A 17594-nucleotide genomic window follows, 5' to 3' on the forward strand; every position below is an offset into this window, starting at 1 on the left:
ATCAATCATGGTAAAAATAATCTTAGGTGTTCTGTCACTGCTTGTCATGTTGTCGTGCAGCACTGCCGTGAAAGAGAACACTACACAACCCGATATAATGGAGACAAACAAGAAAAATCTCGGAAATCTGTTGGCACTCTATCCCAAACCAATGACGGTTGTCGGGGCGGAGGTCGAAGGGAAAGTAAACTGGCTTGTGGTAGGACACACGGGAGTCATCGGCCATGACCGGATACTGGTCAGCATGAGTAAAAGTCATTATACCAATCAAGGTATTAAAAAATCAAAACGACTTTCCGTCAATCTTGTGAGTCGTGAGATGTTACCGAAAGCTGACTATGTAGGAAGTGTAAGTGGTGCGACGGTCGATAAGTCGGAGGTGTTTGCTTACCATATCGGAGAGAACGATACGCCCGTTATAGACGCATCACCACTCACGATGGAGTGTGAAGTGGTGGACATTTATGAAACCGACGGTTTCGACAATTTCATTTGCGCGATAGTCAATACATACGCTGCTTCCGATGTGCTTGACAGCGATGGCAAACTCGACTATACGAAACTAAAACCCGTATTATTCGAGTTCCCGACCTACTCCTACCTTGCGACAGGAGAGATCATCGGCAAATGTCTGAATCCGGATAAGCCGGGTATGTGCGTTAAAGAGCCGATGACGACCGATGGTATCGTACGGCTGTCGAAAATAGAGGTTTATCCGCAGTATCTTGACGAGTATATGAACTATGCAACCGAGGTAGGTGAAATCTCCCTGCGTACCGAACCGGGCGTACTGACGATGTATGCTGTCGGCGAAAAGGAGAATCCCTGTAAAGTAACGATTCTCGAAACCTATGCGAGCCGTGAAGCATACGAGCAGCATATCGCTTCGGAACACTTTCAGAAGTACAAGCAGGGAACGTTGCATATGGTCAAATCGTTGGTATTGTCCGACCAAACACCGCTCAATCCGGCCAACAAACTCAATAACTTCATGCAATAGATAATGTTTTTTATTCAGGTTATTGGAATGGATTCGGAGTGTATCTACAATCATGATTGAATATCTTGAAAAACTAATTATAACGATATTATGGTATGGATTTCAAAGAATTGAATAACGGAGTAAAGATGCAGATACAAGGCTTTGGTGTCTTTCAGATACCCGATGCCACCGAGTGCGAAAGAGTTGTTACCGATGCGCTTGCCGTCGGCTATCGGCTCATCGACACCGCTTCGGTCTATGGAAATGAACGGGCGGTCGGTATGGCTATTCGGAAAAGTGGTATTCCGCGTGAGGAACTGTTCATCACGACCAAAGCATGGATTTCAGAAATGGGTTATGAACGGACATTGCGGGCATTAGACACTTCGCTCGCCCGTTTGGGATTGGATTACCTCGACCTCTATCTGATCCACATGCCTTTCGGCGACTATTACGGAGCATGGCGGGCTATGGAAAAACTTTATGCGAAAGGACGTGTGCGGGCTATCGGGGTATGCAATTTCGAGCCGGACAGATTGCTGGATTTATGCCATAATGCTAATGTTATTCCGGCGGTCAATCAGATAGAGGTGCATCCTTATACTCCGCAAACCGATGCGACACGGACCATGCAGGAACTCGGCATACAAGCAGAGGCATGGGGGCCTTTGGCCGAAGGACGGAACGGATTGTTCACGGACGATATTCTGACCGGTATCGCTCGCAAATATGATAAATCGGCAGCACAGGTCGTACTGCGCTGGCACTTACAGCGCGGAGTTGTCGCCATTCCCAAATCGGTACATCGGCAGCGGATGCAAGAGAATTTCAACATCGGGGATTTCATGCTGACACCGGAGGATATGGCCGCAATTGCTTCCATGAATATGGGATACAATATGATTCTCGACCTACACGCTCCGGAAGAAGTACAGCGACTCTATGGTATTGAGTGTCCTGCATGACAGACATTTTCTCGATTTTTCTGAAGTTCCGGTAATCGATAAGGTTATCGGAACTTTCGTTCCTCTATATCTCTACTGTATTCCGAGAGAGTCTGTCCGGTCTGTTTTTTGAATATACAACTTAAATGTTGCGGGTATTCGAACCCCAAGTCATAAGCGGTCTACATGATTTGTTCTCCGTTGATAAGTTTACTTTTGGCCATATCGATGATATGACAACGGATGTGCTCTCCGGCTTCATTGGACTGATAAGAAAAGAAAGAGAAGTCTTTGATGTGATTACCCAACGGAGTTCCATGCAACAAGTCCGGAGAGAAGAGTAACGCCCATCCCTTTATAAAGTGCATAGACTGAAAATTGGCTGTGCGTATGCAAGATGGGCGTGACGGTATCGTAATCTATCACGCTGACCAAGGGATGCTGGTCGGCATGTCCTACAAAAGTGTTTCCTGACAGGAACCATACTGACAGGTTGTGGGGCAGAACTTCCAACAACGGACAAACGGCTCAAACGGCCGATACACTGCCTGCCATTCTCCGTGTCGTGCTGAACAACGGGATAGAGATGCCGCAGTTGGGTGTTGGCACGTCTACTCTCAAGGAGACTGCCGCAGAGTGTGTGAAACACGCCATCGGACTGGGATACCGTTTGGTCGATGCGGCGCAAGGCTACGACAACGAGGCCGAAGTGTGGTACGGAATCAAGGAAAGCGGTATCGGCCGGAGTGAAGTGTTCATTATTTCGAAAGTCTCTCCCGATGCCGTACGTAGCGGAAAGGTACGCGAGTCGCTCGACCGGACTATTGAAGCATTCGGGGGAACGTATGTTGACCTGATGCTGATTCATTGGTCGGTAGCCAGAAAGGTCAAGGAGAGATGGAGAATCATGGAAAAGTATGTCGATGTGGGGAAGATCCGTGCCATCGGGGTGAGCAACTTCAATCCGCATCATGTGGACGAATTGCTGGCATACGCTCGTATCAAGCCTGTCGTCAACCCGATCAAGATTCATCCCTACATGAAACATCAGGAGGTCGTGGGCAACACTTTTGCCAAAGGTATTCAAGTTCAGTGATGGCCCCGTTGGGACAGAGTAAGATCAATGAAATCTACGATGACGAAGTATTGCAGTATATCGTCGACCGCTATCACAAGACGGTACGCCAAGTGGTATAGCGCTTTCAGATCCAGTCGGGTATGGTTGTTATCCCAAAAACGACACACATCGAACGTATGAAGGAAAATCTCGAAATGTTCGATAACGAAATGGAGATACTGCGGGCCCTTGACAAAGGACAGCCCCTTATCGGGAATCCCCAAAATCCAGATTTTGTTTCTTCTTCGGTCAATTGGTAACTTCATTCAATCGTTTGGACCAAAGAGCCGGTATCGGAATAATATAATCCACTACTACACGTTAAAACAGAGTTAGATTAGGCTTTAGGCAATTTGTGTAGAATAGGCATAAGCATAATCCGTAATTTGGGTATGAATACCGGGAATTCGTCTACAAAGCATGTGGCAGATACCATCTATTTTTGCATCAGAGAGATAAAATATTACCTCACCATTACAAGGTGAACTTCAGAACAAAGTAGTTTGAGCCTTGAAGCAAAGTTGTTATGGAGGGAGCTTCGTACTTTTGCGTTGTTACAAGTTGAATATGAATAATAATTAAAAATAAGGAAAGTATGAAAGTAATATCAAATGCAGAATTCGGAGGTGAAAGACCTTTGTTCGAATCACATGACTTACGTTTGGAGAATGTAATTATCCGTGCCGGAGAATCAGCCATCAAGGAATGCAGCAACATCGAAGCCGTTGATTGCCGGTTCGAGGGAAATTATCCCTTCTGGCACGTGCACGGTTTCGTTATCGACCGTTGTTTCTTCGATGTCGGCGGGCGTTCGGCTCTGTGGTACTCCGATAATCTGAAAATGACGAACACACGCATCGACGCCCCCAAGATGTTCCGCGAGATGCACGACATCGAAATTGAGAACGTAGAGATAAAAGATGCCGACGAAGTGTTCTGGCGTTGCAAGAATTTGGACATCAAAAATCTGAAACTGCATGGCGGCACTTATCCGTTCATGTTCAGCAGCAATATCCGCATAGACGGATTGGAGGGTGACAGTAAATACGTATTCCAGTACGTGAAGAATGTGGAACTGCGCAATGCCAAAATCACCACGAAAGATGCCTTTTGGGAAGTGGAGAATGTGACAATCTACGATTCAGAACTCAACGGTGAATACTTGGGCTGGCATTCGCACAACCTTCGGTTGGTAAACTGTCACATTACCGGCGAGCAGCCGCTCTGCTACGCCCACGACCTCGTATTGGAAAATTGTACGTTCGGCCCCGACTGCGACCGGGCTTTCGAGTACAGTTCGGTGCAGGCGACCATCAAAGGCGCAATAGGTGGGGTGAAGAATCCGCGAACGGGCTGTATCACCGCCGAGAGCTACGGGGAGATTATCCTCGACGAGAATATCAAGGCTCCCGCCGATTGCAAGCTGAAACTCTGGGACGAGAAAACTTGTTTCACAGACTAATGCCCTTGTACATAACCTGATGGGAACAGGAAAGGGAAAGACAGATTACCTGCTATCGCTTATCCGCGAAGGGAAGCAGATGACACTGGGGCAACAGTTGCGCCTGACTGCATACCTCAGTGTCCCTGCCATTATGGCACAGATATCTTCCATCGCCATGCAGTATATCGATGCCTCGATGGTGGGCAGCCTGGGCGCGAATGCCGCTGCTTCCATCGGATTGGTCTCTACCACGACATGGCTGTTTTGGGAGCTGTGCGCAGCCGCCGCAACGGGCTTCTCCGTTCAAGTAGCGCATAAAATCGGAGCCGGGGATTTCGTGGGAGCACGAAAGATACTCCGCCAGTCGATTGCTGCCACATTGGTTTTCAGCTCATTGTTGGCGGCTGTCGGCATTTCCATCAGTGGTATGCTTCCCGGCTGGTTGGGCGGTGATGAAGCAATACGGAGCGATTCATCCCTCTACTTTTGGATATTCGCACTTTTCCTTCCTGCCTTGCAGTTGAATTTCCTTGCGGGTGGCATGTTGCGATGCAGTGGAAATATGCATGTGCCCAGTATGCTGAACGTGCTGATGTGTCTTCTGGATATCGTGTTCAACTTCTTCCTGATTTTCCCTTCGAGGCAGGTGGAATGGTTAGGGGTGGAATTTACCGCTCCAGGTGCAGGCTTAGGCGTGGAAGGCGCGATATTGGGAACGGTGCTGGCCGAACTCATCACTGCCGGAGGAATGATGTGGTATCTTTGCCATCGCTCGCCCATGTTGAGACTATCCGGAGAATGGGGAAGTTTCCTACCTCAAAAAGAGACGCTGCGTAAAGCTTTCCGCATCTCCCTGCCGATGGGATTCGAGCACATGGCCATTTGCGGGGCGCAGATTGCAACGACGGTGATCGTCGCTCCACTCGGTATCATCGCCATTGCCGCCAACTCGTTCGCCATCACTGCCGAAAGTCTCTGCTATATGCCCGGCTACGGTATCTCGGAGGCTGCCACGACGTTGGTCGGTCAGAGCCTCGGAGCGAACCGTATCCGGTTGCTCCGTCGTTTCGCCAATATTACCGTCTGGTCGGGAATGTTGATTATGGGTGTCATGGGAGCATTGATGTATATGGCAGCTCCACAAATCATCGGAGTGATGACTCCCGTGGAGGAAATCCGCACGTTGGGAATCGAGATTCTGCGGATAGAAGCCTTTGCGGAGCCGATGTTCGCGGCGTCTATCGTAGCCTACGGTATATTCGTGGGTATGGGTAATACATTCGTACCCAGTCTGATGAACTTCGGCTGCATTTGGGGCGTGCGACTGACACTGGCGGCATGGCTCGCCCCCACGATGGGACTACGCGGCGTGTGGTTTGCCATGTGCATTGAGCTTTGTTTCCGGGGGGTAATCTTCCTCGCGAGACTTTGGGGCAGTAACTGGATTTATAAATTACGAATAAATAGATAAGTTATGAGATACGATTTCGATACGATTGTCCCGCGTCGCGGGACGAACTCCTACAAATGGGACACTCCCGAAGAGGAAAATGTACTGCCCATGTGGGTGGCGGATATGGATTTCCGTACCGCACCCGCCATTATCGATGCCCTGCAAAAGCGGGTGGAGCACGGCATTTTCGGCTATACAAAAGTGCCCGAAACCTATTACGATGCGGTCGTCTGGTGGTTTGAAGACCGCCATCGTTGGCGGATAGATCCCCGGTGGATTATCTATACAAGCGGTGTCGTGCCGGCTCTGTCGGCCATTATCAAAGCCCTGACCGTACCGGGCGACAAAGTAATCGTCCAGACTCCGGCATACAACTGTTTCTATTCGTCAATTCGCAATGACGGGTGCGAACTGTCGGCCAATAACCTCGTTTACCGGAACGGTCGCTACTCAATCGACTTCGACGACTTTGAAGCGAAAGCGGCCGACCCGAAGGCGAAACTGCTGTTGTTGTGTAATCCTCACAATCCGGTCGGGCGGGTCTGGACACCGGAAGAACTGCGGCATATCGGTGACATCTGTTTGCGCAACGGAGTGTTTGTTGTGGCAGATGAAATTCATTGCGAACTGACCTACGAGGGACACGACTATACGCCTTTTGCCTCCCTCTCCGAACGCTTCCAGCAAAACTCCATCACTTGCGTTTCACCGAGCAAGGCGTTCAACCTTGCCGGACTGCAAATCGCCAACATCATTGCGGCCGATGATGATGTACGTCGTCGTATCGACCGTGCCATCAATATCAATGAGGTGTGCGACGTCAACCCGTTCGGCGTGATCGCTACGATAGCCGCTTACAACGAGGGTGGCGAGTGGCTCGATGCTTTGCGAAAATACCTGCGAGGGAATTATGAATATCTATGCCATTTTTTCGCCGAAAGGCTGCTGCAATATCCCGTATTGCCACTCGAAGGAACTTATTTGGTCTGGATAGACTGCCGGGCACTCGGTATCGGTTCGGACGCCACGACCCTGCGCCTGCAAGAGCAGCAGAAACTGATGGTCAATTCCGGCACGATGTACGGCCCCGGTGGCGAAGGGTTCATCCGCCTGAATATCGCCTGCCCCCGTGCGTTGCTTGCCGACGGACTGGAAAGGATGGCGCGTGTATTGGAATACAGTTAAAAGATTGGAATCGAGTATTTGGGTATAAATATCCGTAAATCGTCTACAAGCGGATCATTTTGAACCGTGTAATTTTGCAATGTGAATTAGAAATTGAATAACGAAAAAAGAAATTGGATATGGAAAAATTACCATCAATAGCATTAGGAACATGGTCGTGGGGTACGGGATTCGCCGGAGGCGACCGGGTATTCGGGAACAATCTCGGAGTGGAAGAACTGAAACCCGTATTCGACGAGGCGATGGCCAACGGGCTGAACCTGTGGGATTCCGCCGTGGTATATGGCATGGGAGTTTCGGAAACGGTGCTTTCGACATTTACGAAGAACTGCAAGCGGGAGGATGTGTTTATCTCGACCAAGTTCACACCGCAGATTGCTGGCGATTCGGAGAACCCGGTAGCGGATATGCTGGCAGGAAGCCTCGATCGTTTCGCCACCGATTACATCGACATTTACTGGATACACAATCCGGCCGACGTGGAGAAATGGACGCCTTATCTTATCCCGTTGGTAAAAAGCGGCAAGGTAAAACGGATTGGTGTATCTAATCACAACCTTGCGCAAATCAAGCGTGCGGAGGAGATTCTCTCGAAAGAAGGGGTACATATCTTTGCTGTACAGAACCATTACAGCCTGCTGTATCGTTCTTCGGAGAAAGCCGGTATTCTGGACTATTGCAAGGAGAACGGTATCGACTTCTGGGCTTACATGGTATTGGAGCAAGGAGCGTTGAGCGGGAAATACGATACCGCGCAGCCGTTACCCGCCGGTAGCCAGCGTGGGGAAACCTACAATCCGTTGTTGCCGCAAATTGAGAAACTTGTTGCCGTGATGCGCACAGTCGGCAATAAATATGGTATCACACCGGCACAAGTCGCTCTGGCGTGGGCGATAGCGAAAGGCACGACACCGATTATCGGCGTGACGAAACCCTCGCAAGTGCAGGATGCCTTGCAAGCGACAAAAGTTTTCTTGACTGCCGACGAAATGAAGGCATTGGAAGAAGCTGCCGAAAGTACCGGTGTCGATACGAGAGGTTCGTGGGAAATGCCGATGGTTTAAGAAAGGAGGAATGGGTATGAAGTGTTATTTGATCGGTTTATTGAGTATGCTGTCCGTACATGCCGCTATGGGGCAACAGGCGATAGACGTGCATTGTCATAATATACTTCCCACATTCAAGGAACTGTTGGACAGGCATGGGGCAACTTTGGAAGAGACTTTCCCGCTTCCGGATTGGGATGTGGCTTCTCATCTGAAATTCATGAAAGAAGCGGGTATCGAAACATCCGTCCTTTCGATGCCTGCTCCCCAACCGTGGTTCGGCGATGTGGAAGAGAGTCGTCGTGCGGTCAGGCAATACAACGAGACGTGCTCCCGGCTGAAAGCGGATTATCCCGGCAAATTCCTCTTCTGTGCTTCATTGCCCCTGCCCGATGTGGACGCGGCTATCAAGGAAGCGGTCTATGTACTCGACACGCTCGGCGCGGACGGCATCAAGCTGGCTACCAACAGCCGGGGACAGTATGTGGGCGATGCGGCACTCGATACGCTGATGCAAGTTCTGAACGAGCACCATGCCGTCGTGATGCTGCATCCGCACAAACCTTCGCCCGTAAACGATGGAATCATTGCAACAGCACCGCTAGCCGTTTACGAATATCCGGCCGAGACGACCCGTACCGTCGTCAATCTGATTGCGAGAAATGTTCCGGCCCGGTATCCGAATCTGAAGTTCGTCGTACCGCATTGCGGTTCATTTCTGCCGCTGGCCCTTCCGCGCATGAAGGTGGTATATCTGGTCATGGCGGCGAAAGGGCTTATGGAACCGATTGACTGGAATGCCAATCTGAAGGCGTTCTATTATGACCTTGCAGGAGGTGCAACACCTGAAGTTGTTAAGGTTCTGCTGACCATAACCACCCCCGACCGGTTGCTTTATGGCTCGGATTATCCATACCAGCCGGCAACAGTTCTGACAGGAAATTTGAAACAATTGCGAACGTGGATAACCGATGATGCCGAGCTCACACCTTTTGCGGAAAAAATCCTGCATGACAACGCCCTTAAACTGTTTGGCAAATAAAAATGAGTAAACAGATAAAAAAGAGTAATATGAAGAAAGAGGTAATGATATTGACCGGTGCCGGTCAGATAGGAATGGCGATAGCCCGCCGTATGGGATATGGGAAAAAGATCATTGTCGGAGACCTGAACCCGGAGAGTGCCGAGGCTGTTTGCCGTATATTGAATGAGGCGGGATTTGATGCAGTACCCGTCGAAATGAATCTCTCTTCAAGGGAGTCCATTTTGAACTTGATTGCGGTTGCACGGGAACATGGTGAAATTTCAATGCTCGTCAATGCGGCGGGCGTATCACCGAGTCAGGCTTCCATCGAAACGATTTTGAAAGTCGATCTGTACGGAACGGCTGTCTTGCTCGAAGAAGTGGGGAAGGTTATTAAAGAGGACGGTGTCGGGGTGACGATTTCCAGCCAGTCGGGACATCGGATGCCCGCGCTGACCATCGAGGAGGATATGCTACTGGCCACGACTCCTACCGAAGAATTACTCTCGCTCGACATGCTGCAACCGGATAGTATCAAGGATACGTTACACGCTTACCAGATGGCCAAGCGTTGTAACGTGAAACGTGTAATGGCCGAAGCTGTGAAATGGGGTGAGCGCGGGGCAAGAATCAACTCCATTTCACCGGGTATCATCGTAACTCCCTTGGCTATCGACGAATTCAACGGGCCGCGAGGTGATTTTTACAAAAACATGTTCGCCAAATGCCCGGCAGGACGCCCCGGAACCGCGGACGAGGTTGCCAATGTTGCCGAACTACTTATGAGCGACAGAGGGGCATTTATCACGGGAGCGGACTTTCTGATTGACGGCGGTGCCACGGCATCTTATTTTTACGGCCCGTTGAAACCTTAATGTATTGTAAACAGTAAGGTAACCGCTGTCATACAATGTCAAGCGTACAAAAATATTTTATCCGTTTTGCAAATTTGAGCCTTACAACAAAGACTTTATGGTTGGAATGCGTTATATTTGTAAAAATTAAAAACTGACAATATGGAACGATTAGATGTATTCGATTGCTCGAACGTGCTTATAGCGAGTTATTTCACCGATGACCGGGGATGCGCCCATGAAAACAGGGAGCATACGCTTATTTATCTGTGCTCCGGTGAATTGGAGATAGAAGAGCGTGGCAAGAAAACCGTGTTGCATCCGGGGGATTGCGCTTTCATGCGGCGCGATAACCGGATGTGGTTACAGAAAAAGGTTGAGGACGGAAAGCCTTACCGTTCTGTCGTACTGAAGTTCTCAAGACCGTTTCTAAGAGAATTTTACCAGACGCTTAACCGGCAACAGATTCCGACCGACTCCGAACGTGAGAAGGTAAGCCTGCGTGTGTTGCCCAGTAACAGGCTTGATATCCGTTCGCTGTTCGAATCCGTCATTCCCTATTTCGAGGCAGGCGAAAAACCGTCCGAAGACGTACTGAAGCTGAAAATGGTAGAAGGGATATATGTACTGCTTAATACTGACCGGAATCTTTATGCTTCGCTGTTCGACTTCGTGGAGCCGTGGAAAATCGACATTCTCGACTATCTGAACGAGAACTATATGTGTGATCTCTCTTTGGAGGAAATCGCAAGTTACACGGGACGCAGCCTGGCTACCTTCAAGCGGGACTTTGCCAAAGTCAGTAATCTGACACCGCAAAAGTGGATTATCAAACGCCGTCTGGAAGTCGCGCACGGCCTGATAAAATCAGGCAAGAAGAAAGTGACGGAAGCCTGCTTCGATGTGGGTTTCAAGAACCTGTCGCATTTCTCCAAGATATACAAGGAGGCTTATGGTGTCGCTCCTTCATGGTAAGATGAACTTCAGGACAAAACAGTTTGAGCCTTGCAGCAAAGTTGTTGTGGAATAATGCCCGTACTTTTGTATCGGAAACAGGAAAGACCTGTCGGTTGTCTTGGAAATGTCGAACTAAAAATCATATCGTATGAAAACAAAAGTAGCATCATTAGCTTTATTATTGACTTTAATTTTTCCGATCATGGCAAAATCACAAGTAAAAATTCAACAGACTGCCGGACGCGACGCGCTCGGCGAATTTGCCCCCGAATTTGCACGTTTGAACGATGATATTCTTTTCGGGGAAGTGTGGAGCCGGAACGATCTGCTTTCGCTCCGCGATCGTTCCATCGTAACCGTAGTGGCCCTGATGTCGCAGGGACTGACCGATTCCTCGTTCAAATACCATCTCGAATCGGCGAAGAAGAACGGAGTGACCCGAACCGAGATAGCCGAAATACTCACCCATGCCGCATTCTACGCGGGCTGGTCGAAAGCGTGGGCGGCTTTCCGTATGGCAAAAGAAGTTTGGACCGACGGTAATGCCGACAGCGTGGCGGCAGGTTCACTCGAAGCGTACGCGCAAACCATCATTTTCCCCGTGGGGAAACCCAACGATGCCTATGCCAAGTATTTCATCGGTCAAAGTTACACGGCTCCCGTGGTAACGGACGGAGTCCCCGTGGTAAATGTGACCTTCGAGCCGGGCTGCCGCAACAACTGGCACGTGCACAAGGCAACGAAAGGCGGCGGTCAGACATTCGTATGCGTGGGCGGTCGCGGCTACTATCAGGAATGGGGTAAAGAGCCGGTGGAACTGCGTCCCGGGGATGCTATCAATATTCCGGCAGGCGTGAAACATTGGCACGGGGCGGCTCCCGACAGCTGGTTTTCGCATTTAGCCATCGAAGTGCCCGGTGAGAACAACAGTACCGAATGGCTGGAACCTGTCGGTGATGAAGAATATTCTAAATTAAAATGACATGAAACAGTTAGTATTGATATTTATGAGCCTGCTTACTTTCAGTTGCCCGTCGAAAGCACAAAAACAGACAGCGGATACCGACAGGCCGTCCGACAAGAAAATCCTTGTAGCCTATTTCTCCTGCACGGGGACGACAGAGAAAGTGGCAACCGCTATCGCAAAAGAGACTGGCGGTAAACTTTACCGGATTACTCCGGCTACGGCCTACACTTCGTCGGATCTTGACTGGAACGACAAAGCGAGCCGCAGTTCGGTGGAGATGACAGACGAAAAATCACGTCCTGCATTGGGTGGAGAAACGATTGATCTGAAAGATTACGATGTGGTGTTCCTCGGTTATCCGCTATGGTGGGACTTGTGTCCGCGTCCGGTCAATACCTTTCTTGAGAAATATGATTTCGCGGGTAAAACCGTTATTCCTTTTGCCACTTCGGGTGGCAGTTCAATCACGGGTAGCGTGAAACAACTCAAGAAACTCTATCCCAAAATCGAATGGGAAGAAGGCCGACTGTTCAACAGTGGTACGGTAAACGTCGCCGGATGGTCGAAGCAGATTATTGAAAAACTCTAAAAACGACAGATATGGAAAATTTCGCATATTATACTCCGACCCGTTTGATTTTCGGGAAAGGGCTCGCCATCATCACACCGAGATGGATGCGACATATCCTCAACGACCACACGCTGGAACGTTTTGTGAAGTTCAGTGTGGATATTTACGGTTTGCTCCGCTTACGGAAAAGGACATTTACGAAATACTTGAAGCATCATTGTAGAATATACGAGGAATATAATCGCGGACGGATTTTCGGACAAGGAGTCTGTCTGTTTATTATTTATTATAAATGATATGGAAGAATTCAGAATAGACTGCCTGTACCAGACGGAAGAAGAACTGGTAGTAACAAAAGAGTTACGGCAAAATATCTTCCGGTTGAATCATACGATGCCGGATACGGAGGAATATCGTGAATTATTGCACAAGGTTTTTCCGCATCTCGGAGAGAATTGCCGTATCGAAACACCGTTTTCGGGTGTCCGTACCGCTAACGTGAAGTTCGGACGCAATGTGATTGTCATGCCGGGCTGTCTGATGATGTCGGCGGGAGGCATTACCATCGGTGAGAATGCTGTGGTCGGAGCCGGCAGTGTTGTCACGCACGATGTGGAGCCGGATACCCTTGTCGCAGGCAATCCCGCCAAATTTATTCGCAAGATAAAATCATGATTGGATGAAACAGAAAATGATTATATGTGTATCCATTTTTATAGTATTGGTTCTTACCGTTATTATCGTTCTGAACCATCCGGCTTTCGGTCGTACTCCTCGTGGAGAACGACTGGTACGGATCGAACGTTCTCCGAACTACAAGGAGGGGCAATTCGTAAATCAGGAACCTACTCCGTTTATGACCACCGATAAAAGCCGGTGGCGGATCATGTGGGATAACCTGACGGAAAAGAAACCGGACAATCTTGTTCCGTCTGAAAGCATCCGTGCGGTCAAGACCGACCTGAAACAGTTGGACTTGTCGAAAGATGCCGTCGTATGGTTCGGGCACTCGTCTTACCTGCTGATTAACGGCGGTAAGAAAATATTGGTCGATCCGGTGCTGACGACAGGTTTCCCGGCCTCTCTTATGATGAAGCCTTTCAAAGGGACAGACATTTACTCGCCGGAAGACATCCCGGAGGTGGATTACCTTATCATCACGCACGACCATTACGACCACCTCGATTATGGGACTGTGAAAGCGATACGCGACAAAGTGAACAAAGTCATCTGTCCGCTCGGTGTGGGGGAACATCTCGAATACTGGGGATATTCCGCAGAGAAGATTGTCGAAATGGACTGGAATGAAGTATATACCTCCGAACCCGGCTTTCGGATTACGTGTTTGCCTGCCCGCCATTTTTCAGGCCGGTTCCTTCGGCAGAATCCCTCGTTGTGGGCTTCATTCATGCTCGAAGGGCACTCTACGGTCTATATTGGCGGTGATAGCGGCTACGGTGCTCATTTCTCGGAAATCGGCAAACGGTTTCCGCATATCGACCTTGCCATCCTCGAAAACGGGCAATACAATGAAGACTGGCGGTATATACATACGATGCCCGAACAGCTTCCGGTAGAGGTTCACGAACTGGATGCGGCTAAAGTCCTTCCGGTGCACAACAGCAAATTTTCACTGTCCCGTCACGCATGGGACGAACCGATCCACCGCATCGAACAAGCAGCAACAAAGGACAGCAGCCTGCATGTAATACATGGTATCATCGGTAGTCCCATAACCTATTGAAATAGTCCATAAGATACATCCTGTTCCTTTTTTAACAAAATGAACTTCTTGACAAAGAACGTTGAGCCTCGCAGCAAAGTTGTTGCGGGGCTCAATTCGTAATTTTGCACCAGAACATTAAAGCAAATCGTTATGGATTCAAAAAATATGGGAACAATCAGCAACACGGACTATGGAGGAGAATAGCCGTTGGTCCGGATTTCGCAACCTCCAATTGGAAAATGCAGTTCTTGCATTTGAATATTCCAATTTTGCAGGTCTAAATTGGACATATAGCGAGTATCAAGAATTCCGGTGAGGAGGGCTATTCTGACCGACAGTATCGATGAGATTATACCGGACGAATTTATATCGTTCCCAGGTTTAAATAGCCATAGTAGCCACCGAATTTATATGGCAGTCTCGTTATCCGTTTCAGGCAATTTACTTTTACTCCAGTGTTTTCATCTCACCTGAAAACGGAAGACCTGGCTGCCATTTCATCTCTTTACACTGATTGTAGCGTGCGGTCATGACCGGAAAGTCAGATTTTCGATTGCGGTCTTTTTACCAGCCATCGACTCTTTACTATCCGGTATATCCCTGGTTACAATACTGCCATTATTATGTTACAGCCCTGACGTGGCGTGATGCTTATTTATCTCAAACATGAAAAAAGGGAATTTATGATTAATGAGAAATACCAAATGACCTTGGATGATACCCTCGTGCTAAGAAGTATATCCATATTGATTATTATTTTGCATAATTATATTCACCGGTTTTCAAATGTCGTACTTGAAAATCAGCATGTATATTATCCTGAAAGAAATAAGGAGCTTATAGATAGTTTCCTTGAATTTGATTCCGGTTTATTCCTGGATTTGATTTCCCACTATGGGCATTATGGAGTACCGGTATTCGTTTTTCAAAGTGGATATGGTCTGGTCATGAAATATGAGAAAAAAGAGGTCTCCTTAAAATTTCGGAAGTTTATGAAGAGGCATGCCGACAAACTTTGGCTGCTTCTGTTACCGGATCATGCATGCTCGGAATAAACCAAGACTTCCCTTGTCTATCTATTTTGGGGTATACATTTCTAAACATATTGTTTGCGTGGGAATATGAAAGACTTCTACTGTGGTGCAAAAACAGAATCGTATTCAAACAGAGGGAATAATATATGGATCTGGAAGGAAATTTATATTGTAAAATATCCAATGGTATTATTTTAACAAATTGAACTTTATAACAAAGCAGAATGAGCTTTGCAGCAAAATTGTTGCGGGACTCTCTTCGTAACTTTGCATCAGAACATTAAAACAAAAGAATCATGGAAACAATGAATGAAAAGGTAGCAATGGTAACGGGTGCAGCGGCAGGTATCGGGCTGGCCTCGGCAGAAGCATTTGCAAAAGCGGGTGCAACCGTAGTATTGGTGGACATCAATGAACCGAAAGAACAAGTCGAGAAGTTGGTTTCAGAAGGGTATAAAGCCGTGGCATATCGCTGCGACGTGTCCGACACGCGGGCTGTAAAGGAGATGATCGATTGGATCGTTGCGACTTACGGCAGGTTGGACGCTGCATTGAACAATGCCGGGATACAGACCCCGCAACGACCGATGGCCGAGATTACCGACGAGGAGTTCGACCGTACGATGGCTGTCGATCTGAAAGGTGTCTGGAACTGTATGCGTTATGAGATTATCCAGATGCTGAAACAAGGCGGTGGCGCTATTGTCAATACTTCGTCGCATGGCGGCGTTACGGGGTTCCCCGGACAAGCGGCCTATATCGCCTGCAAACATGCGGTGATCGGTCTGACCCGCACGGCTGCCATCGACTACTCGGCAAAAGGGATTCGTATCAATGCCATCTGTCCGGGTGTGATCCGAACACCTATGGCCGAAGAACTGATACGGCGTAACCCCGATCTGGAAAAGGAACTGGTCCGCGATATTCCTGCCGGACGTCTCGGTAAACCGGAAGAAATAGCCAACGCCGTATTGTGGCTTTGCTCACCGCAGGCAAGTTTCGTAGACGGACACGCCCTTTTAGTGGACGGGGCATTTTCTATTCATTAAGTTATAATGCATAAAACATAAAATCATGGAAGAAAACAATAAAATGGATATCAGCCGTCGTGGATTTCTCAAGACGGCTGCATTGGCAGGAGCCGCAATGGCCATGCCTTCTGGATTGGGCAAGGTATTCGCTTCAGAAGCGAAACAAGCGGAAACATCCGATGTGGATACCGATGCAGCCCGTATCAAGGGACATCGTGTATTGGGTACGGGCAAGGCGGCATTCGAGGTGTCGGCACTCGGCTTCGGCGTGATGGGCATGACCTACAACCGCAGCCAGCACCCGGACAAGAAAGAGTGTATCCGATTGTTGCATGAAGCGGTGGATCGCGGTGTAACGCTTTTCGACACAGCTATCATTTATGGACCGTTGACCAATGAGAACCTGGCAGAAGAAGCGCTGTCCGAATTCAAGGGACGGATTAACGTAACGACTAAATTTGGGCATGAAGTCATCGACGGTAAAGGAACCGGCCGTCAGGACAGCCGTCCGGCCACCATCCGTCGCTATTGCGAGGAGTCACTTCGCCGATTGAGACTCGATTCACTGCCGATGTTCTACCAGCACCGTGCAGACCCGAATACTCCGGCCGAGGAGGTAGCGGCTACCATTGCCGACTTAATCAAGGAAGGTAAAGTGCAACGCTGGGGCATGTGCGAGGTCAGTGCCGAAACAATCCGTAAGGCCCACGCCATTTGTCCGCTGACGGCTATCCAAAGCGAGTACCATCTGATGCACCGCCTGGTGGAAGAGAACGGCGTTCTCGATGTATGCCGGGAGCTGGGTATCGGCTTTGTACCGTACAGTCCGATTAACCGTGGCTTTCTGGGAGGCTGCATCAACGAATACACGGTATTCGATGTGAACAACGACAACCGTCAGACCCTGCCGCGTTTCCAGCCGGAAGCGATGCGTGCGAATACCCGCATTGTAAATGCGCTGCAAGCTTTCGGTCGCACACGGGGCATGACCTCGGCACAGGTGGCTCTTGGCTGGTTGCTTCAGAAAGCACCGTGGATCGTACCGATTCCGGGAACAACAAAACTGTCTCATCTGGAGGAAAACCTGCGTACACTCGACTTCAACATCAGCTCCGGGGAGTGGAAAGAGTTAGAGGATGCCGTGGCTGCTATTCCCGTTGTGGGAGACCGGTACAATGCGGAACAGCAACGTCAGGTAGGCCGATAAAGAATCAGTAAATAAGGTAGTATAATCCGTAATTTGTCTACCGGCAGAGTGG

At 49.0% G+C, this 17594-nt stretch carries 20 protein-coding genes; 18 read left to right on the forward strand and 2 right to left on the reverse strand.

All coding sequences use genetic code 11. The annotated features are described in order from the left end of the window. The first annotated feature begins 7 nt into the window (after positions 1-7). Together BSHG_RS07715 and BSHG_RS07710 are read left to right on the forward strand one after the other, a co-directional pair. On the forward strand, positions 8-1000 hold the full coding sequence (locus BSHG_RS07715; RefSeq protein WP_005787282.1) for a flavin reductase: 993 nt from the start codon (positions 8-10) through the stop codon (positions 998-1000). A gap of 95 nt (positions 1001-1095) precedes the next feature. After that, entirely contained in the window at positions 1096-1947 is an 852-nt protein-coding gene (locus BSHG_RS07710; protein WP_008659989.1) for an aldo/keto reductase, read from the forward strand. Positions 1948-2108: 161 nt separating this feature from the next. On the opposite strand, the gene BSHG_RS0220505 is transcribed toward BSHG_RS07710, so the two are convergent. After that, on the reverse strand, positions 2109-2294 hold the full coding sequence (locus BSHG_RS0220505) for a hypothetical protein (protein ID WP_025814671.1): 186 nt from the start codon (positions 2292-2294) through the stop codon (positions 2109-2111). 95 nt (positions 2295-2389) lie between these two features. Here BSHG_RS0220505 and BSHG_RS0220510 point away from each other — a divergent pair, with 95 nt between their 5' ends. Continuing rightward, entirely contained in the window at positions 2390-3022 is a 633-nt protein-coding gene (locus BSHG_RS0220510; RefSeq protein WP_225550633.1) for an aldo/keto reductase, read from the forward strand. Here the strand turns inward: BSHG_RS0220510 and BSHG_RS23310 are convergent. Continuing rightward, positions 3016-3309 carry a hypothetical protein gene (locus BSHG_RS23310; RefSeq protein WP_165354106.1) on the reverse strand — a complete coding sequence of 98 codons (294 nt, stop codon included), beginning with the start codon at positions 3307-3309 and terminating at the stop codon, positions 3016-3018. The genes BSHG_RS0220510 and BSHG_RS23310 overlap by 7 nt on opposite strands. A 329-nt stretch (positions 3310-3638) precedes the next feature. On the opposite strand from BSHG_RS23310, the gene BSHG_RS07705 reads away from it, so the two are divergent. The 15 genes from BSHG_RS07705 to BSHG_RS07635 all read left to right on the forward strand — a co-directional run bounded on the left by BSHG_RS07705 (position 3639) and on the right by BSHG_RS07635 (position 17542). After that, positions 3639-4505 (forward strand): DUF3737 family protein, encoded by an 867-nt coding sequence (locus BSHG_RS07705; protein WP_008659990.1) that lies wholly within the window; start codon positions 3639-3641, stop codon positions 4503-4505. Positions 4506-4524: 19 nt separating this feature from the next. Beyond that, complete coding sequence (locus tag BSHG_RS07700) at positions 4525-5958, forward strand: MATE family efflux transporter (RefSeq protein WP_008659991.1); 1434 nt, start codon at positions 4525-4527, stop codon at positions 5956-5958. A gap of 3 nt (positions 5959-5961) precedes the next feature. Continuing rightward, positions 5962-7125 (forward strand): MalY/PatB family protein, encoded by a 1164-nt coding sequence (locus BSHG_RS07695; RefSeq protein WP_008659993.1) that lies wholly within the window; start codon positions 5962-5964, stop codon positions 7123-7125. 119 nt (positions 7126-7244) lie between these two features. Next, positions 7245-8189 (forward strand): aldo/keto reductase, encoded by a 945-nt coding sequence (locus BSHG_RS07690; RefSeq protein WP_008659995.1) that lies wholly within the window; start codon positions 7245-7247, stop codon positions 8187-8189. A 16-nt stretch (positions 8190-8205) separates the two neighbouring features. Continuing rightward, a complete protein-coding gene (locus BSHG_RS07685) occupies positions 8206-9213 on the forward strand; it encodes an amidohydrolase family protein (protein WP_008659998.1) in 1008 nt (335 codons plus the stop codon). Positions 9214-9242: 29 nt separating this feature from the next. Continuing rightward, entirely contained in the window at positions 9243-10070 is an 828-nt protein-coding gene (locus BSHG_RS07680) for an SDR family oxidoreductase (protein ID WP_008660000.1), read from the forward strand. Positions 10071-10211: 141 nt separating this feature from the next. Beyond that, on the forward strand, positions 10212-11024 hold the full coding sequence (locus tag BSHG_RS07675; protein ID WP_008660002.1) for an AraC family transcriptional regulator: 813 nt from the start codon (positions 10212-10214) through the stop codon (positions 11022-11024). A gap of 130 nt (positions 11025-11154) precedes the next feature. Next, on the forward strand, positions 11155-11988 hold the full coding sequence (locus BSHG_RS07670; RefSeq protein WP_008660004.1) for a carboxymuconolactone decarboxylase family protein: 834 nt from the start codon (positions 11155-11157) through the stop codon (positions 11986-11988). Between the two features lies 1 nt (position 11989). Continuing rightward, complete coding sequence (locus BSHG_RS07665) at positions 11990-12562, forward strand: flavodoxin (RefSeq protein ID WP_008660006.1); 573 nt, start codon at positions 11990-11992, stop codon at positions 12560-12562. Between the two features lie 11 nt (positions 12563-12573). Continuing rightward, positions 12574-12840, forward strand: a complete 267-nt coding sequence (locus BSHG_RS23315) for a hypothetical protein (protein WP_008660008.1) — start codon at positions 12574-12576, stop codon at positions 12838-12840. A gap of 1 nt (position 12841) precedes the next feature. Next, positions 12842-13219, forward strand: coding sequence for an acetyltransferase (locus BSHG_RS07655; protein WP_008660011.1), 378 nt, complete (start codon positions 12842-12844; stop codon positions 13217-13219). A gap of 4 nt (positions 13220-13223) precedes the next feature. Next, on the forward strand, positions 13224-14288 hold the full coding sequence (locus tag BSHG_RS07650; protein ID WP_008660013.1) for an MBL fold metallo-hydrolase: 1065 nt from the start codon (positions 13224-13226) through the stop codon (positions 14286-14288). 665 nt (positions 14289-14953) lie between these two features. Continuing rightward, positions 14954-15325, forward strand: a complete 372-nt coding sequence (locus BSHG_RS07645; protein ID WP_005787322.1) for a hypothetical protein — start codon at positions 14954-14956, stop codon at positions 15323-15325. Between the two features lie 275 nt (positions 15326-15600). Further along, a complete protein-coding gene (locus BSHG_RS07640; RefSeq protein WP_008660016.1) occupies positions 15601-16353 on the forward strand; it encodes an SDR family NAD(P)-dependent oxidoreductase in 753 nt (250 codons plus the stop codon). A 25-nt stretch (positions 16354-16378) separates the two neighbouring features. Continuing rightward, complete coding sequence (locus BSHG_RS07635; protein WP_008660018.1) at positions 16379-17542, forward strand: aldo/keto reductase; 1164 nt, start codon at positions 16379-16381, stop codon at positions 17540-17542. Positions 17543-17594 lie beyond the last annotated feature (52 nt).

The organism is Bacteroides sp. 3_2_5 (genome assembly GCF_000159855.2).
Classification (GTDB): domain Bacteria; phylum Bacteroidota; class Bacteroidia; order Bacteroidales; family Bacteroidaceae; genus Bacteroides; species Bacteroides fragilis.

Bases quoted from the DNA above. Each gene is read 5' to 3' on its own strand.
- BSHG_RS07715 (WP_005787282.1), top strand. From the start codon at position 8: ATGGTAAAAATAATCTTAGGTGTTCTGTCACTGCTTGTCATGTTGTCG.
- BSHG_RS07710 (WP_008659989.1), top strand. From the start codon at position 1,096: ATGGATTTCAAAGAATTGAATAACGGAGTAAAGATGCAGATACAAGGC.
- BSHG_RS0220505 (WP_025814671.1), bottom strand. From the start codon at position 2,294: ATGCACTTTATAAAGGGATGGGCGTTACTCTTCTCTCCGGACTTGTTG.
- BSHG_RS23310 (WP_165354106.1), bottom strand. From the start codon at position 3,309: ATGAAGTTACCAATTGACCGAAGAAGAAACAAAATCTGGATTTTGGGG.
- BSHG_RS07705 (WP_008659990.1), top strand. From the start codon at position 3,639: ATGAAAGTAATATCAAATGCAGAATTCGGAGGTGAAAGACCTTTGTTC.
- BSHG_RS07700 (WP_008659991.1), top strand. From the start codon at position 4,525: ATGGGAACAGGAAAGGGAAAGACAGATTACCTGCTATCGCTTATCCGC.
- BSHG_RS07695 (WP_008659993.1), top strand. From the start codon at position 5,962: ATGAGATACGATTTCGATACGATTGTCCCGCGTCGCGGGACGAACTCC.
- BSHG_RS07690 (WP_008659995.1), top strand. From the start codon at position 7,245: ATGGAAAAATTACCATCAATAGCATTAGGAACATGGTCGTGGGGTACG.
- BSHG_RS07685 (WP_008659998.1), top strand. From the start codon at position 8,206: ATGAAGTGTTATTTGATCGGTTTATTGAGTATGCTGTCCGTACATGCC.
- BSHG_RS07680 (WP_008660000.1), top strand. From the start codon at position 9,243: ATGAAGAAAGAGGTAATGATATTGACCGGTGCCGGTCAGATAGGAATG.
- BSHG_RS07675 (WP_008660002.1), top strand. From the start codon at position 10,212: ATGGAACGATTAGATGTATTCGATTGCTCGAACGTGCTTATAGCGAGT.
- BSHG_RS07670 (WP_008660004.1), top strand. From the start codon at position 11,155: ATGAAAACAAAAGTAGCATCATTAGCTTTATTATTGACTTTAATTTTT.
- BSHG_RS07665 (WP_008660006.1), top strand. From the start codon at position 11,990: ATGAAACAGTTAGTATTGATATTTATGAGCCTGCTTACTTTCAGTTGC.
- BSHG_RS23315 (WP_008660008.1), top strand. From the start codon at position 12,574: ATGGAAAATTTCGCATATTATACTCCGACCCGTTTGATTTTCGGGAAA.
- BSHG_RS07655 (WP_008660011.1), top strand. From the start codon at position 12,842: ATGGAAGAATTCAGAATAGACTGCCTGTACCAGACGGAAGAAGAACTG.
- BSHG_RS07650 (WP_008660013.1), top strand. From the start codon at position 13,224: ATGAAACAGAAAATGATTATATGTGTATCCATTTTTATAGTATTGGTT.
- BSHG_RS07645 (WP_005787322.1), top strand. From the start codon at position 14,954: ATGATTAATGAGAAATACCAAATGACCTTGGATGATACCCTCGTGCTA.
- BSHG_RS07640 (WP_008660016.1), top strand. From the start codon at position 15,601: ATGGAAACAATGAATGAAAAGGTAGCAATGGTAACGGGTGCAGCGGCA.
- BSHG_RS07635 (WP_008660018.1), top strand. From the start codon at position 16,379: ATGGAAGAAAACAATAAAATGGATATCAGCCGTCGTGGATTTCTCAAG.